The sequence below is a fragment of the Microcoleus sp. N9_A1 genome (assembly GCF_036701795.1).
Taxonomy (GTDB): Bacteria; Cyanobacteriota; Cyanobacteriia; order Cyanobacteriales; family Microcoleaceae; genus Microcoleus.
Genome location: NZ_JAUBRI010000011.1, coordinates 120,099 through 137,108, shown reverse-complemented (window position 1 = coordinate 137,108; position 17,010 = coordinate 120,099). Strand labels below are relative to the sequence as shown.

Below are 17,010 nucleotides of genomic sequence, written 5' to 3'. Positions count from 1 at the left end.
CTTCTCAACCAGAACCGGTTGTCGAAAATCTGCTCATTGTCGAAACGGTAGAGTCGCTAGAGCCTTCTCAACCAGAATCCGAACTGATTTTAGATGCGCCAAAGTCGCTAGAGCCTTCTCAACCAGAATCCGAACCAGTTGTAAAAAATCGGCCACTTAAAAAAAAGCCACAACCGAGTAGCGATTCTCGACCAGAAGAGCCACCTCTTACCAAAAAGCGACAAATAGAAAAACAACAACAGGACAGTGACGACAGCGAAACACCACCCGCAGGCGACTCAGAATGAACCAATTACCAATGGCCAATTACCCATTCCCAAATCCTAAATGTTAGTAATGATTAGTAATATTGTCGCAATTTACCGCAAAGAACTACAAAGCTATTTTGCCTCGCCATTAGCCTATGCCATCGCAGCAGTCTTTTGGCTAATCACCGGCTACTTTTTAATAGCCATCCTCCTCGCCCCCGACGGGTTGATTCCCCAAATCGGCCAGCGAGACCAAATGGGAATTACCGAACCTCCCATAGACGTAGCCTACGAATTCCTGCAACTATTTCTGCGAATAATGGGTTCCCTTTCCTTGTTCGTATTACCCGCACTCTCAATGGGACTTTATGCAGAAGAACGCAAACGTGGCACCTTAGAACTATTAGCCACATCGCCATTAACAAACTGGGCAGTTGCTACCGGCAAACTCCTCGGCGTTTTAACATTTTATACCACAATGTTGCTGCCCCTGCTGTTCTGCGAGGCGATCGCCCTCAGTTCCTCAACCCCACCCGTACCCCCCGGAGTTCTTTTGCTAGGACACGGCGGCTTAATATTACTAGCAGCAGGAGTATTGTCCCTCGGAATGTTTATTTCCTCCCTCACCGACAGCACAATTTTATCCGCCATCCTCACCTTCACTCTAGTATTATTTCTCTGGGTGATCGATGCAGCCGCCGTCGGTATCGGTGGTCCCTTCGGAACAGCATTAGGACATTTGTCCCTCCTAACAAATTACACCAATCTTGTCAAGGGAGTTTTCGATACCAGCAGTTTAATTATGTTTGCCAGTTACATCATTTTAGGAGTATTTCTGACCGCCCAATCCATCGATGCCTTGCGATATCAGCGTTCTTAAAAGTATCAGGCAAGGCTTCGGGGAATAAAGAGGAAAGAGTGGGAAAATAGGAGATTTGGAGAGTTGCACATTAAAGGAGACACCACCAATGCCCACCCTTCGACTTCGCGAGCGGGCAACATGCCCAATGCCCTGTTTGGCCAATGCCCCATTCCCAATTAATGTTAGTTATTCCACTAATTTCTTGAAATAATGAGATTTATCAATCCAAAAATCGACTTTGCGTTCAAAAAAATATTCGGTTCCAGCGACAGCAAAGACATCCTGATTAATTTTTTAAACGCCATCCTTTATGAAGCACAGCCTGTCATCGAAGACTTAGAAATAATCAACTCCCAACCAGAACCTCAAACTCTCGCAACCCAAGACACACACCTAGATGTCAAAGCCACAATTAACGGCGGCAGAATCGCCCTAGTTGAAATTCAACTCCTCAACGTGCCTTCCTTCGGCAATAGAGTTTTGTACAACGCTGCCAAAAGCTACAGCCAGCAATTAACAGGAAAAGAACGCTACGAAAGACTAAAAACAGTAATTTCTTTAAAAATTGCCGACTTTGAAATGTTTGAAAATCAGCCGGAATTTATGTCACGGTTTGTTTTCCAAGAAAAAGAGCAACAGTTTGAGTGTCCAGATACTGAAATAGAATTAGTATTTATCGAACTGCCCAAATTTAGCAAGGAATTAGCAGAATTAGAAACAACCGCCGACCAATGGATTTACTTTCTCGAAAATACCAGCACTTTGGAGACAGTACCAGAAACACTCAGTGCAGTTCCCGAAATTCAGAAAGCTTTTAGAATTGCCAGCGGGGAAAACTTCACTCAGGAAGAATTAAATGAATTGCAGAAGCAAGAACTGTGGATTCAAGACCAGCAGATTGCCATAGATGTAGCAAGAGAACAGGTGACAAAAACCGCTCAACTCTCGTTAATATTGCGTCAGCTAGTGCGGCGTTTAGGCACAATACAACCGGAAACCGAAAACTGCATCCGTCAATTAGGTATACAGGAATTAGAAGAACTAGGAGATGCCGTGCTGGATTTTAACAATCCGTCAGATTTAACAGCATGGTTGCAGACTAATGCGATATAGAATAACATCCTCGACCCGGAAAATTTTCCCTCAATATTTACATTATGAAAATTAGCAAAACAAATTGGAAATACGTTTTTTTGCTGGGCCCCCTCCTCATCGCAGCGGGGGTAACAGCAGCACTTGTATCTGGAGTATGGGACCCCCTGACAGTCGGTTTAGTTATTGCCGGAGCAGTGACGATCGCACTTTGGCTGCTATATTTGAGTTACGAACAAAGCTTTTGGGGGCAGCGTTCCACTCAAGCGGGCACCAACGCCCTGATTGCCACCCTCGCCGTCTTTGTGATTCTCGGAGTAATTAACTTCATAGCCGTTCGCTATCCCGTCCGCATCGACTTAACCGAAAGCCAACAATTTACCCTTGCCCCCCAGACTCAACAAATACTGCGAAACCTGCAACAAACAGTCAAAGTTTGGGTATTTGACCCCATCCAAAACCCCCAAATCAAAGAATTGTTGCAAAGCTACAAACGCGAGGGAGGCGAAAAGTTTCAATTCGAGTTTGTTGACCCGCAGGCCCAACCGGGAAAAGCGCGGGAATTTAGTATTACTAGCATCGGAGAAGTTTACCTGCAATCCGGCGAGAAAAAACAGGTACTGCAAAAAGGTGGCACTACTTTTGGTAGCGACCCAAATCAAGGGCTTTCAGAGATCAAACTTACCAATGGCTTAGAAGAAATCCTGAGCACTCGCGTTGCTACAGTTTACTTTTTGCAAGGCAAAGGAGCCCGCCCGCTAAAGGAAGGTCAAGGCGGAATTCAGCAAGCTGAAAAAGCTCTGAAAGATAAATACTACAACGCCCAAACGCTGAATTTGACAGAACGAAAAGAAGTGCCAGAAGATGCAGATGCTTTAATCGTTCCGGGGCAGGACAAACCGTTTTCCGATACAGAAATTAAAGCACTAAAAGCTTATCTCGATCGTGGCGGCAGTTTATTGTTAATGGTAGACCCGGCAATTGATACGGGATTGGACAAAATGCTGCAAGAATGGGGCGTAAAACTAGACACCCGTTTGGCCATCGATGCTTCGGGCACTGGTCAAAGATTTGGTCTGGGCCCCACGGTTCCCACCGTCAGGCGCTACGGCGAACATCCGATTACTCAAAGTTTTGGCAACGGTATTTCATTTTATCCATTTGCGCGTGCTTTGGAAACCTCGCCAGTAGAAGGGATAGAGGAAAAACCGCTGATTTGGACGAGTCAGGAAAGTTGGGCGGAAAGCGATTTGACGACTAAGAAATTGGAGTTCGATCAGAAGACCGATCGACAAGGCCCGCTATTATTAGGTGTGGCTTTAGTGCGATCGTCCACTGACAGCACTCCCTTAAAGCCCTCACCTTCACCAACACCGGTCACGCCTTCACCCCAAGCATCTCCGACAACTTTACCGTCGCCGACAACTTCACCATCACCGATAGATTCACCATCACCGATAGATTCACCATCACCGACAACTTCGCCATCACCGACAACTTCACCATCACCGACAACTTCGCCATCACCGATAGATTCACCATCACCGATAGATTCACCATCACCGACAACTTCGCCATCACCGACAACTTCGCCATCACCGACAACTTCGCCATCACCGACAACTTCACCATCACCGACAACTTCACCATCACCGACAACTTCACCATCACCGACAACTTCACCATCACCGACAACTTCGCCAACAGCTTCCCCAATCAGCTATTCGGTGATTGTCTCGCAAGAAGCTACGCCTCCAGCATTACCGACGACTTCGCCAACACCGACAGCATCTCCCACAGAATCTCCGGAAAGTTCGCCAACACCAACACCCACAGCATCTCCCAGTCCAACGGCAACTCCTTCTGTGCCTTCAACTCCTAGAAAAACATCGCGAATGGTAGTAATTGGCACATCTCAATTTGTGACTAACGGTTGGTTTGACCAACAACTCAATAGCGACGTGTTTCTCAATTCAGTCAGTTGGTTGAGTAAACCAGACCAACAAAGCTTTTCTATCAGTCCGAAAAAAGCTACCAACCGCCGCGTTAACATGACTACCATCCAAGTAGGATTGCTGGTTTTAGCTTGGCTAATGTGGCCTTTACTCGGACTTGGAATTGGCGGCGCTATCTGGTGGAAGAGAAGATAAGTTAGTTGACTGTTGACGGTTGTCAGTTGACAGTTGACAGTTGACAGTTGGCAGTTGTCAGTTGACTGTTGTCAGTTGTTATTAATAACAGACTCCCCAATACCCAATGCCCAATTCCCAATGCCCAATGCCCAATTCCCAGTTACTATGAAATTGCAGAAAAATACATTAGTATTGATAGCCGTCGCGTTGAGCATGACTGGGTTGGTTGCTTTGTTCGAGATGCAAGTATCTCCGAAACAGGAAGCCGCTAAGGAAGAAAAACAGAAAATTTTTGCTTTTAACTCCGATCGCATACAATTCTTTACAGTCAAAACTCCCGAAAAAATCTTGACTTTTGAGCGAGTTTATGCTACAAAAGGAGGCAAGTCTAGCTGGGAAATGAAATTGCCAGTGCAAGCACACGCGAGTCAGGCATCGGTGGATTTCTTGCTAGACAGGCTGGCAACAGGAAAGAGCGATCGCACGATTAATACTACTGCGGCTAAACTCCCAGAATTCGGTCTAGACAAACCCCAAGCTACAGTCACAGTCAAGCTGGACAACCAGGAAACTCATCGTTTAGTTTTAGGCAAAACAGACTTTAGCGGCCGCTTCTTGTACGCTCAAGCCAATCCGCCGGAAGCGTCCCCTCAAAATTCAGCCGAAAATTTGCCCGTGCTGCTAGTGCCTTTTGACTTTAAAAATGCCGTCCAGCGACCTTTGTCAGAGTGGAAAAAAGCAGAAGAACCCAAAACAGATAAACCGCAAAAACCATCCCCCACGCCAAGTCCTGAGAATAAATAGATGGCAGTTCTATCTGAGATGTTGCACGATTCTCAATAAGTCTTTTATGAACAGGCTTTCCGGCCTGTTCCACAAAGAGTGAATTTTCTTGTGGAACAGGCCGGAAAGCCTGTTGCTGAGAATGGTGCGCTCTGAGATAGAATTTAAAGAACAAATCCCAAAACCTGTTACATCGAACATTCCTCACCTAAAATACAGAAAAGTCTAAACTTAAACTGTATTTAAGTGGCGTGCATTACCCCCAGGAAAGGGCGAATATGTTTCAGACAGCACTCAACCAAGGTACGACAGCAACGGATACAGCGCTTGACGTTGAACTCCGCAAGGTCTTTAAGGTATTTAACGGCGAAACCGCAGTTCGCGGAGTTGACATCAGCATTCGACAAGGAGAATTTTTTAGTATTCTCGGCCCCTCCGGCTGCGGCAAGACTACGACGCTGCGTTTAATCGCTGGCTTCGAGACTCCCTCGGCGGGCGAATTGATGATTCGGGGCCAGTCGATGACCAACACTCCAGCTTACCGCCGTCCGGTCAATACCGTGTTTCAAAGCTATGCTTTGTTCGGACACATGAATGTCTGGGACAATATCGCTTTTGGACTGCGGATTAAAAAGCTGGGGAAAGCGGAAATTGAAGAACGGGTACGGGAAGTTTTGCAATTGGTGAAAATGGAATCTTTCGCCAATCGGTTTCCCGGTCAAATGTCGGGCGGCCAGCAGCAGCGGGTGGCTTTGGCGAGAGCTCTGGTAAATCGACCGGCGGTTCTGCTGCTAGATGAACCGCTGGGGGCTCTGGATTTGAAGTTGCGGAAGCAGATGCAGTTGGAACTGTCGAATTTGCATCAAGAATTAGGCTTGACTTTTGTGATGGTGACTCACGACCAAGAAGAGGCGATGAGTCTGTCAGACAGGATTGCGGTGATGCACGAGGGCCGAATTGAGCAAATTGGTTCACCCGAAGAAATTTATGAGTGTCCGCAGACGGCTTTTGTGGCGGATTTTATTGGGGATACGAATTTGTTTTCTGGTACGGTGGAGTCGATCGACCGATCAACTCTCACAGTTCGCACCTCGGCCAATCTGAAAATAATCGTTCAGCAGTCAGATATGTGGAATGGTGTCACAGGCGACTCTGTGGTAGTCAGCGTCCGGCCGGAAAAAGTATATTTGAATCTATACCAGCCGGAAGTGTCGGTCAACTGTTTTGAAGGGCGGCTCAAAAATACTATGTACATGGGCACTCACGTTCATTATGTGGTTGAGTTGACCTCGGGCGATAAAATTACGGTGCGCCAGCCAAATACCGGCGGCTCTTTCCCAGACCAGAACACGCCGATTTATGCTTACTGGGGAACTACTGATTGCCTTGCTTTGGGCGATCGAAAATAATGAGGGAGAATGGGAGAGGGGGAGAATGGGAGAGGGGGAGAGAGGGAGAGAGGGAGAGAGGGAGAGAGGGAGAATGGGAGAGAGGGAGAATGGGAGAGAGGGAGAATGGGAGAGAGGGAGAATTCCCAATTACCAATCCTCAATTACCAATTCCCAATGCCCAATTCCCAATTACCAATTACTAATTCCCAATTACTAATTCCCAATTACTAATTCCCAATTACTAATTCCCAATGCCCAATTCTCAATTACCAATTCCCCAATCTAAAATCTAAAATCTAAAATCTAAAATCTAACTGTGCCTCCGACTAACTTACCAATTTCCAGGATTTTCCCGGCTAATTCTACACGCCGTCAGTTCCTAAAAAATTCGGCGGCGACAATTTCCGGGTTAGCTCTTTCGAGTTGTGGCTGGCGACTTGCAGACGTACAATCTGCTCCTCCCGTCAAAGGTTCGGCAGACCAACTTTTCATCTATACTTGGGCAGGCTATACCGATAACGCTTTGCTTGATCGCTTTGCCGAAAAAACTGGCATTCGCGTAGTGGCCGACGTGTTTAGCTCCAACGAAGAGATGCTGGCGAGAGTTCAAGCCGGTGGCGCCCGCGCCTACAGCATCATTTACCCATCTGATTACATGGTGGTTCAAATGACGGAACTTGGGCTGTTAAGCCCATTAGACCACTCGATTTTGGGCGGGATTGATCGGCTCAAAAAACAGTTCCAAAACCCTGTCTATGACCCAGGAAATCGCTACAGTGTGCCTTTGAGTTGGGGAACCACAGGCTTGATTTACAACAGCGAACAACTCAAAGAAGAGCCAGAAGATTGGGACTATTTGTGGCAGCACAAACAAGAGTTAGCAAAGCGAATGACGCTGGCGAGTGATGTTCGAGAAGTCATGGGCGCTGCGTTGCGGATGCTGGGCTATTCTTTGAATTCTACGAACCAAGAGCAAGTGAAACAAGCTTACGAAAAGTTGGTGGAGCTCAAACCGGCGATCGCATCTTTTACGACTGACGCTTGGCGGCCTCAAATACTGACAGGAGATTTGAAGGTAGCCATGTGTTATTCTTCTGATGCTAATGAAGTAATTCCAGATAACGATAAATTGCGCTATGTCGTGCCAAAAAGTGGCTCTTCTTTATGGACTGACACTTTAGTAATTCCTAAAGGTGCTCCCAATCCCGAAGCAGCTTATAAATGGATGAACTTTATGCTACAAGCAGATATCGCTGCTTCTTTAGTCGAACGGCTGAGTTTTTCAACTCCTTCGGAAGATGCTTATAGTTTGTTAACGCCGGAAGTCCGGGAAAACCAAATTCTTTTCCCTTCGGAAGCTGTTTTAAGAAATTGCGAAGGTGTTGCTCCGGTAGGGAAATTTATGGAAGTGTACGATCGCTACTGGACTCAATTAACCAGCGGCTGATCCTCACCTGTAGGGCGGACTTTACACGCAATCTCTGACTTTTATCCAAATTTTACATCCATCCGCCCTCACCGCCGATCGCCCACTGCATCCATCCGTATTAGATCCGCGTTAATCCGCATTCATCAGCGGTTAAAAAATCCAAACTATTATTTATGGCTGTTTCCACCAAAGCTCCCCCTCCGATTCCTCCCACATCTCCAGTGAAAGCTGAAACCGCCTCCCCGTGGTCGTCGTGGGCTGGGCCGCTAGCATTGCTCGGCCCTTCTGGGTTGTTTCTAGTTTTATTATTAGTAATACCAACTCTGGTAATTTTTCAGCTTAGCTTAGTACCAAATATTAAGCCGGGAGATTTGGTGAATCCTTCGGGAATCGGCAACTATCTGCGAGTGTTTGAACCGCTGAATTTGCAGGTGATGGGTCGATCGCTCTTTTTCGCAACGGGAACGACTATTCTGTGCTTGTTGCTGGGCTTTCCCGTCGCTTACTGGATCGCCATCAATGTCTCGCCGAAGTGGCGGAATTTAACATTGTTGGGCTTTGTGTTGCCGCTGTGGACTTCTTCGCTGTTGCGATCGTATGCTTGGATTACAATACTGCGTCCTACGGGCGTTCTCAACTCGGTCTTAGCCCTTGTAGGCATCCCTCCTCTAGAATTGTTAAATCAAAGTTCCGCCGTTCTCATCGGCATGGCTTACAGCTATTTGCCATATATTGTAACAATTCTCTACGCTTCTTTGGAAAAGCTCGATCGCAGATTGTTAGAAGCATCTCAAGATTTGGGCGCGAATCCGATAGAAACTTTCTGGAAAGTGACAGTACCCCAGACAATGCCGGGGATTGCGGCGGGTTCTTTGCTAGTATTTATTAGCTGTCTGGGCGATTTTGTCGATCCCGAGTTGCTCGGTGGAGCTTCCAGCATGACAGCCGCTCGTTTGATTTACAATCAGTTTTTGGGAGCAACACAAAATTGGGGGCTGGGTTCGGCTCTGAGTATGGTATTAATTTTTGCAGTGAGTATCGGAATTGCCCTTTTGCTCAAATATGGCGATCGTAATGCAGTTTAAGTTAGTTGACAGTTGACAGTTTAGTCAGTTGACAGTTGACAGTTGACAGTTTAGTCAGTTGACAGTTGACAGTTGACAGTTGACATTACTTATTGATTGATTGATTGATTGATTGGTAGTTGCTAGTTAATGGTTATTGATATGTTTCGCAAATCAATAATAACCAATAAAAAATGTAAACTGACAACAATCAATGCTTATCTTCCCAGATTACCAATTATCAATTCCCCATTCCCAATTCTCGATTGCCAATTCCTAATTCCTAATTCCCGATTAATAATGAGACATGGAAAATACCGCCGACAATCCACAGGAGGAAATACAAGCCGATATGTACTTAAAACCTAAATTTAAGGTTTCTTGGCAGGTAATATTTGCCGTTTTGATGTTTTTTTATATGTACCTGCCCATCCTGGTACTCACATTTTACAGCTTTAACAAATCGCGCTTTAGCGCCGGCTGGGAAGGATTCACCTTAGATTGGTACGTTAAATTATTTAGCGATACGCGGATATTAATTGCCCTCAGAAACAGTTTAACAGTCGCTGTTTGTGCAGTTGCAATCTCGGCTGTACTCGGAACTTTAATGGCCGTTGGTTTAGCCCGCTACCGCTTTCCGGGGAAAAGTTTATATCAGGGTGTTTCCTACTTGCCGATTATTATTCCAGATATTGCCAGCGCGGTTGCCACTCTAGTATTTTTAGCAGCCCTCGCTATTCCTCTGAGTTTGTGGACAATTGTCGCCGCCCACGTTGTATTTTGTCTGGCTTACATCGCCCTAGCTGTTTCTACTAGATTGGCGGATTTAAACCCCTATTTAGAAGAAGCTGCCTTAGATTTGGGTGCAACACCTGTTGAAGCTTTTATTCAGGTTTTGTTACCTCAATTAATACCCGGGATTGTTTCTGGTTGTCTGCTGTCTTTTGTCCTCAGCATGGACGATTTTTTGATTGCGAGTTTCACCGCAGGTAGCGGGACTACAACTCTGCCGATGGAAATTTTTAGCCGGATTCGGACTGGGGTGAAACCTGATATTAATGCTCTCAGCGTGCTGTTGATAGTAGGTTCGGGAGGATTGGCATTTTTAGCAGAATATTTGCGCGGCCGCAGCGACCAAAAACGGTCTCATTAGTCAGTTGACAGTTGACAGTTGTCAGTTGTCAGTTGACAGTTGACAGTACGCTTGGTTAGGGCTTTTTTGCTAATTTTATTTATGGTTGTTGTCGCAAGGGTATTGGATTATGTTTTTTTCATTGTGAGCTATGGGTGGCAATCTCAAGTCCCTGGGATTGCTTTCCCGAAGCGCAATGACATTATTTCCTAAGTTTGTAGTTTTTACTGCTACCTCACCTTTTTAGTTAATCCGCATTTAAATTATTGTGGGGTGGGCTAGAAGCCCGCCCCCACAAATTCAATCTAAATGCCGCAACAGCTTATTTTGCTGCTGGTAATTTCACCTTACTGGCTAAACCGAGTGCTTCCAAGACTTGAATTGTCATCCAAGTAAAGTCAATTTCCCACCATTTCATACCGTGACGGGCGGAGTATTGAAAAGCGTGGTGGTTGTTGTGCCAGCCTTCGCCGTAAGTCAAAACCGCAACCCACCAACAGTTAGTAGAACTATCTTTAGTGTCGTAAGTGCGGTAGCCAAATTTGTGAGTTGCACTGTTGACAAACCACGTGCAGTGATATACCAAAATTAAGCGGGCAAAAATTACCCAAACTACAAATGACCAGCCTGCTGCTAAGTAAAGCAACACGCCAAAGACGATTTGCATGGGGAGAAAGTAATTTTGCAAAAATTTGTAAAATGGATCGCTGGAAATGTCTTTTGTGCAGCGGGAAATTTCAGCGTGAGCGGGGCCTTTATACAGCATCCAGCCGATGTGACTCCACCAAAAACCATTCTGGGCGTTGTGAGGGTCGATCGCATTTTGGTCAGAGTGGGTGTGGTGTAAACGGTGTAACCCAACCCAATCAATTATTCCTCCTTGACAGGCAAGGGCCCCGCAAAATGCTAGAAAGTATTCTACGAATTTTGGTGTCTGAAAGCTGCGGTGGGTGAGCAGGCGGTGCCATCCGAGAGTTATTCCTAAACCGCCGGTGATCCAGTGCATGAATACTGTTAAACCAACTGCTGTCCAGTTGAAGTTACTCGGTAGCAATGCGAACAAAGCTCCGATATGCAGTCCTGCTAAACTAATAACGTGCTTCCAATTGTATTGAAGTTTGTCTTGTGTTGCTATTGTCATTCTTTTTTTGATTTCTGATGAGATGCAGACTGGAATTCACGTATAAGAGTTTGGATTGAGTCGCGAACTGTTTTGGTGCACGCTTGCCCAAACTAATAAAGAATCAATGATAGATTTTGGATGAGGATTGAAAAAGATTTACGTTTTTATTGTGAAATTAAAAATTTTGGCTGCGAAACAAAATTTTTTGTTCCCAATTATATTATAACTGATTCTGGTTTTGGTTGGGTCGATCGCACAAGATGATTCAATCTCAGTTCAACCCAACCTTTACCCGATCGAAAAAACAGCATTAGGCATTGGTCGCGAGCCATTAGTCCAGAACTGATGACCGACAACCAATGACTAATTGCCGATCGCTATTTTTCTGCTAATTTCACTTTGGTTGCCAAACCCAGCGATTGCAGCAGTTGAATTGTCATCCAGGTGAAGTCGATTTCCCACCATTGAAGACCGTGGCGAGCAGAGTATTGAAAGGCGTGGTGGTTGTTGTGCCAGCCTTCGCCGTAGGTGAGGACAGCAACCCACCAGCAGTTGGTCGAGCCATCGCCCGACTCGTAGGTGCGGTAGCCGAATTTGTGGGTAGCGCTGTTAACCAGCCAAGTGCAGTGGAACACCACCACGATCCGCATAAACACGCCCCAAACCACGAAAGACCAGCCGCCTAATAAATAAAGCAACACGCCGAAGACAACTTGGATGGGTATAAAATATGCTTGGAGAAACTTGTATACTGGGTCGTCGCCGATGTCTTTGGTAAAGCGGGGAATTTCTACTCTGATCGGTAGATCCGAGAGCATCCAGCCCATGTGGCTCCACCAGAAGCCTTGATTTGAATCGTGGGGATCTGTCTCAGTGTCGGAATGTATGTGGTGTAACCGGTGCATTCCTACCCAGTCGATCGGGCCACCTTCACAGGAAAGAGTACCGCAAATAACTAGAAAATACTCTAGCCATTTCGGTGTTTGAAAACTGCGGTGGGTGACAAGGCGGTGAAATCCGAGAGTAATTCCTAAACCACCTGTTACCCAATGCAGGAATACTGCTAGCCCGACCGCAGACCAGCTAAAATTACCCGGCAGCAAAGCAAATAAAGCACCGATGTGCAGAAAGGCCATAAAGCCTATGACAGGCCAATCAGGAGAAGTTTTTTTGGAAGTTGCAATCGTCATGAATATATTATGTTTACAAACTAGGGGCCGCATCTACGCCATAATGAACAGCGCGCACGCAAAGGGTGAGCGAGGTATAGATGAATAGCGTTTCACGGCTACAGGAAGCAGAACAGGCACTCTTTCAGATTTTTTCTGGTATTGACACTACAGTCAAGCAAAATCTTCAACGAGTCTTAAAAGCTTTTCGCAGCCACCGGGTTGGAGTCCACCATTTTGCAGGGGTTACGGGTTACGGCCACGATGATTTGGGTCGGGAGACTTTGGACGGGGTGTTTGCCGAAGTGGTAGGGGCCCAGGCCGCGGCTGTCCGGGTACAGTTTGTTTCGGGTACTCACGCGATCGCCTGTGCTCTTTTTGGCATCCTGCGTCCTGGTGACGAAATGTTGGCAGTGGCTGGTTCTCCCTACGATACTTTAGAAGAAGTGATCGGCTTGCGGGGGCAAGGTCAAGGTTCACTGATTGAGTTTGGCATTAGTTACCGTGAGTTGCCTCTAACTCGCGAAGGAAGTGTGGATTGGCAGACATTGAGCTCTACTATTTCAGCAAAGACTCGTCTGGTTTTGATCCAGCGCTCTTGCGGTTATTCTTGGCGATCGAGTTTGTCTATTTCTGAGATTGAAAAAATCGTCGCCATAGTCAAACATCAGAATCCTAACACAATTTGCTTTGTTGATAATTGTTACGGGGAGTTTGTTGATGATTGCGAACCTACTGCTGTGGGTGCGGATCTGATGGCTGGTTCTTTAATTAAAAATCCGGGGGGTACGATCGTCCCTGCTGGCGGTTACGTCGCCGGGAGGGCTGATTTGGTGGAGGCGGCAACTTGTCGCTTGACGGCGCCGGGAATCGGCAGCAGTGGCGGTGCAACTTTTGATTTGAATCGGTTGCTGTTTCAGGGTTTGTTTATGGCTCCGGGTTGTGTGGGGGAGGCGATGAAGGGCAATCATTTAACGGCTTATGTTTTTTATAAGTTGGGTTATCGAGTGAATCCTATGCCTTTGGCTAGAAGACGAGATGTGATTCAGGCGATCGAATTCGGTTCTGCTGATAAGTTAATTGCTTTTTGTCGTGCGGTTCAGCAAAATTCCCCCGTCGGTTCCTATTTAGATCCCGTACCGGCGCCGATGCACGGGTATGAAAGTCAGTTAGTGATGGCTGGGGGTACTTTTATTGATGGGAGTACGTCGGAGTTTTCGGCTGACGGGCCTCTGCGCGAGCCTTACGTGGGTTTTTGTCAGGGGGGAACTCATTGGACTCATGTATCGATAGCCCTGGAAGCTGCGATCGAGGCTGTGGGCCCGGCAAATAAAATAACTAATCACTAATTACCCGATCCGGATTTGTTGCTAAACGGCCGTCTTCCATGTAGATAATTCGATCGGCAATATCGAGAATGCGGTTGTCGTGCGTCACTAGCAAAATCGTGCAGCCTTGTTCCTTTGCTAGTTTCTGCATGATTTCCACCACATCTCGCCCGGATTGTTTGTCTAAAGCCGCGGTAGGTTCGTCCGCTAAAACTATTTTAGGGCGACTGACTAACGCGCGGGCGATCGCCACCCTTTGTTTTTGTCCTCCCGACAAATTTTCAGGGTAATAATTAACGCGATCGGTCAAACCCACAGCTTCCAACATTGATATTGACAAAGCATCCATATTCTGATTCAGCATTTCCTTATGTAATTCCAAAGACATCCGCACATTTTGCTTAGCCGTCAAAAACGTCATCAAGTTATGCGCTTGAAAAATATAACCAATTTGCTTTCTCAACTTAGTTAACTGATTCTTACTAGCGCCGCGTATTTCTTCCCCCAGAATATTGAGACTCCCTTCTTGAGCCGAACGCAGACCGCCTAACATCGTCAATAAAGTTGTTTTCCCCGAACCCGAGGGCCCCGTCATAATGACTATTTCTCCGGGGTTGATGTCGAGATTTATGTCAAATAAGGCTTGTTTTTTAAGGGAGCCTTGACCGAAGTAATGGTTGAGTTTTTGGACTGAAATTACTGGTTCGGTTACGGTGGTTGGGTTAGCGGGGAAATTTAAGGTTTGCATGGTGATTTTTGGGAGTTTTTTTGACCGCAGATGCAGGCAGATTGACGCTGATGAACGCAGATTAGAAGATGTCTGCGGGGTCGGCTGATTGGAGTTTGCGAAGGGCGAGGGCGCCGGAACCGGTACACATCACGATCGTCAAACTTAACACTACAACGGCTCGATTTGTTGTCATCGCAATTGGCAGTAAAGTGGCAGATTGTGCTAGCGAATACAGTCCGTTGGCTAAAACAATTCCCGGCATAAAACCTAAAACAGCTAATAGCAGAGCTTCCTGAATTAAGACTTCGACTAAATAGCGATCGCTATATCCCATTGCTTTTAAAGTCGCATATTCCGCCAAGTGATCGGAAACGTCGGAGTAAAGAATTTGGTAAACAATAATCAGCCCAACAATGAATCCGATGATTGTACCGAATCCGAAAATAAAGCCGATCGGAGTAGCATTTGCCCAATAAGCTTTTTCAATTTCTGCAAACTCTGCTAGGGTTAAAACTTTCACATCATCGGGCAATATAGCTTTGAGCATTGACTGAACTTTTTGGATGTCAGCCCCCGGTTTTAGGTTAATTAAGCCAACATCAACTTCATCTGGTTTTCGTTCTGGAAATAAATTCATAAATGTAGAATCGCTGGCAATGACATTACCGTCAGCCACGAAGGAAGTACCGAGAGTAAAGACTCCTCCTACTTGAATATTGCGTTTATTGAGTTCAGTTTCGAGGGTAGATTGTATGTGAAAAATATTGGCAATCTCGCCGTATTCAGGTCGAGAGGATTGGTCAAACAACACATGATTAAACATTTGAATTTGAGGCAATTTTTGATTGACATCAGGCAAATTAAATGTTATGTTGCCGGGGTCGATTCCAAAAATTAAAATCGATCGAGTAGTGCGGGTTGTGGGGTTTCGCCACTCTCCCATACCAATATATAAGGAAGTAACGGATTTTACTCCTTCTACTCCTTGTGCTTGGTAAAGTCGCTCTCGGTTGAAGTCTTTTACCGCAGCAAAAGTTTCAAATTGAGGATTGATTAAAACTAAATCTGTCTGTAAACTTTGGTGCGGCTTAACGGCAGAGTCGAATAGTGCATCTTGAAATCCCAGTTGCACGAATATCAGAATATCTGCAAATGCAATTCCTGCGATAGCAACAGCAAGACGAGTTTTTTCTCTAGTTACTTGCAACCAAGCAAGGGGTGTTTTGCGAAACATAAGCTTTGTTTAGGAATGGGGAATGGGGAATTGGGCATTGGGCAATACGGTTCAGATAAGACAGATCCCCCCTAGCCCCCCTTAAAAAGGGGGGAACAAGAAGGTGCTGCGAAGTCCCCCTTCTTAAGGGAGATTTAGGGGATCTCCGGGGAATTAACAGTGTTAACTGAACCGTATTGGGGCATAGGAGCGAAGTCGAAGCATTGGCATTGAGAATTGAAAACTGGGAATTGGTGATTAGTTATTTATTGTTGATCGCTTAAAGCTGTTTGTTCAAGTTGACGTTGCCGCATTAGAAGAAATAAAGGCAAACCCAGGGAAACACCAACCAGTAAGTTAGTGGCAATATAAATCCACAAGTTTTTCATTTTCAGACGCGAACCTTCGCTAAATACAAAAAACCAAAAAACCACGGAAGACACGATTAAGTCCATGCCAAAAAAGCCGGAAATTTGATTCGCAAACAATTGTCCGAAGAAAGCGTTAACATTCAACCCTTTTTCTAAGAGAAACGGGACAAACTGGGAATACGGCAAAGCAGTGCCCAGAATGCAGAGAACTAAGTATGCAATTTGAAGCATTGGGAAACCTCCACTTTATTAATTTAAAATCGCTATCTTTGCGAGTTTACTCAGCATTACTGAGCGCTTTAATATCAGATTGCATAATTAAGTTAATATTGCGCGAAATCTTGTCAATTTCCCAATCCCACCACCGAATTTCTAATAGTTGTGCAACTTCGGTATCGCTGAAACGCTGTTTGATTAAACCTGCGGGGTTTCCACCGACAACTGTGTAAGCGGGAACATCTTTTACTACAACTGATTTGGCGGCAACGATCGCACCGTCACCGATTTTGACTCCGGGCATAATCACGGATTCATAGCCTATCCAAACATCATTGCCAATAATTGTATCGCCTTTACTTGGTAGTTCGATTAATAGATTCATGGCTGTTTCCCAACCGTTGCCAAAGATGGGAAAAGGATAGGTAGAAATGCCGTCTATTTTGTGATTTGCACCGTTCATGATAAATTTGACGTTGGTGGCGATCGCACAAAATTTACCAATAATTAATTTTTCACTCCCGTAATTGTAAAGTACATTTTTCTCAAAGTTTTCTGGATCGATTGGATCGTCATAATATGAGTAATCGCCGGCGATAATATTGGGGGATTTTATGAAGTTTTTTATGAAGCAAACCCTGCGCTGGTCTGCCATCGGATAAGGTCGGTTCGGTTCGGGGCCAAATTCTACCATAACTTTCAATCCTCCAAGGTTTTTAGTAAAGAC

General features: G+C 45.6%; 16 protein-coding genes. 10 read left to right on the top strand and 6 right to left on the bottom strand.

The annotated features are described in order from the left end of the window. The 9 genes from QUA58_RS07805 to QUA58_RS07765 all read left to right on the top strand — a co-directional run. The coding region (locus QUA58_RS07805; RefSeq protein WP_333247709.1) for a hypothetical protein at positions 1-287 on the top strand (287 nt) is incomplete at its 5' end. 40 nt (positions 288-327) lie between these two features. Beyond that, the gene (locus tag QUA58_RS07800; RefSeq protein WP_333247707.1) at positions 328-1,128 is read left to right on the top strand and encodes an ABC transporter permease; all 801 of its coding nucleotides are present in this window, start codon (positions 328-330) and stop codon (positions 1,126-1,128) included. Positions 1,129-1,320: 192 nt separating this feature from the next. Next, positions 1,321-2,223: an Rpn family recombination-promoting nuclease/putative transposase gene (locus QUA58_RS07795; RefSeq protein WP_333393557.1), complete on the top strand. Its 903-nt coding sequence runs from the start codon at positions 1,321-1,323 to the stop codon at positions 2,221-2,223. A 44-nt stretch (positions 2,224-2,267) separates the two neighbouring features. Further along, positions 2,268-4,352 (top strand): Gldg family protein, encoded by a 2,085-nt coding sequence (locus QUA58_RS07790; protein WP_333393556.1) that lies wholly within the window; start codon positions 2,268-2,270, stop codon positions 4,350-4,352. A gap of 120 nt (positions 4,353-4,472) precedes the next feature. Next, positions 4,473-5,138 (top strand): DUF4340 domain-containing protein, encoded by a 666-nt coding sequence (locus QUA58_RS07785; RefSeq protein ID WP_333393555.1) that lies wholly within the window; start codon positions 4,473-4,475, stop codon positions 5,136-5,138. A gap of 257 nt (positions 5,139-5,395) precedes the next feature. Continuing rightward, positions 5,396-6,526, top strand: coding sequence for an ABC transporter ATP-binding protein (locus tag QUA58_RS07780; RefSeq protein WP_333247699.1), 1,131 nt, complete (start codon positions 5,396-5,398; stop codon positions 6,524-6,526). 298 nt (positions 6,527-6,824) lie between these two features. After that, positions 6,825-7,955 carry a spermidine/putrescine ABC transporter substrate-binding protein gene (locus tag QUA58_RS07775; RefSeq protein ID WP_333247696.1) on the top strand — a complete coding sequence of 377 codons (1,131 nt, stop codon included), beginning with the start codon at positions 6,825-6,827 and terminating at the stop codon, positions 7,953-7,955. Positions 7,956-8,110: 155 nt separating this feature from the next. Continuing rightward, positions 8,111-9,022 (top strand): ABC transporter permease, encoded by a 912-nt coding sequence (locus tag QUA58_RS07770; RefSeq protein WP_333247695.1) that lies wholly within the window; start codon positions 8,111-8,113, stop codon positions 9,020-9,022. A gap of 286 nt (positions 9,023-9,308) precedes the next feature. Continuing rightward, entirely contained in the window at positions 9,309-10,154 is an 846-nt protein-coding gene (locus tag QUA58_RS07765; RefSeq protein ID WP_333247693.1) for an ABC transporter permease, read from the top strand. Positions 10,155-10,455: 301 nt separating this feature from the next. Here QUA58_RS07765 and QUA58_RS07760 read toward each other — a convergent pair whose 3' ends face one another. Further along, on the bottom strand, positions 10,456-11,274 hold the full coding sequence (locus tag QUA58_RS07760; protein ID WP_333247691.1) for a fatty acid desaturase: 819 nt from the start codon (positions 11,272-11,274) through the stop codon (positions 10,456-10,458). A gap of 359 nt (positions 11,275-11,633) precedes the next feature. Then, positions 11,634-12,446 carry an acyl-CoA desaturase gene (locus QUA58_RS07755; RefSeq protein ID WP_333247689.1) on the bottom strand — a complete coding sequence of 271 codons (813 nt, stop codon included), beginning with the start codon at positions 12,444-12,446 and terminating at the stop codon, positions 11,634-11,636. Positions 12,447-12,526: 80 nt separating this feature from the next. Here QUA58_RS07755 and QUA58_RS07750 point away from each other — a divergent pair, with 80 nt between their 5' ends. After that, positions 12,527-13,774 carry a methionine gamma-lyase family protein gene (locus QUA58_RS07750; protein WP_333247687.1) on the top strand — a complete coding sequence of 416 codons (1,248 nt, stop codon included), beginning with the start codon at positions 12,527-12,529 and terminating at the stop codon, positions 13,772-13,774. On the opposite strand, the gene QUA58_RS07745 is transcribed toward QUA58_RS07750, so the two are convergent. From QUA58_RS07745 to QUA58_RS07730, 4 genes are all read right to left on the bottom strand, one after another. Next, the gene (locus QUA58_RS07745) at positions 13,764-14,501 is read right to left on the bottom strand and encodes a DevA family ABC transporter ATP-binding protein (RefSeq protein ID WP_333247685.1); all 738 of its coding nucleotides are present in this window, start codon (positions 14,499-14,501) and stop codon (positions 13,764-13,766) included. The two genes, QUA58_RS07750 and QUA58_RS07745, sit on opposite strands and share 11 nt — an antisense overlap. A gap of 61 nt (positions 14,502-14,562) precedes the next feature. Beyond that, positions 14,563-15,717: an ABC transporter permease DevC gene (gene devC / locus QUA58_RS07740; protein WP_333393554.1), complete on the bottom strand. Its 1,155-nt coding sequence runs from the start codon at positions 15,715-15,717 to the stop codon at positions 14,563-14,565. Between the two features lie 245 nt (positions 15,718-15,962). Continuing rightward, the gene (locus QUA58_RS07735; protein ID WP_333247682.1) at positions 15,963-16,298 is read right to left on the bottom strand and encodes a DUF2834 domain-containing protein; all 336 of its coding nucleotides are present in this window, start codon (positions 16,296-16,298) and stop codon (positions 15,963-15,965) included. Between the two features lie 46 nt (positions 16,299-16,344). Continuing rightward, on the bottom strand, positions 16,345-16,977 hold the full coding sequence (locus tag QUA58_RS07730; protein WP_333393553.1) for a Vat family streptogramin A O-acetyltransferase: 633 nt from the start codon (positions 16,975-16,977) through the stop codon (positions 16,345-16,347). Positions 16,978-17,010: the final 33 nt, after the last annotated feature.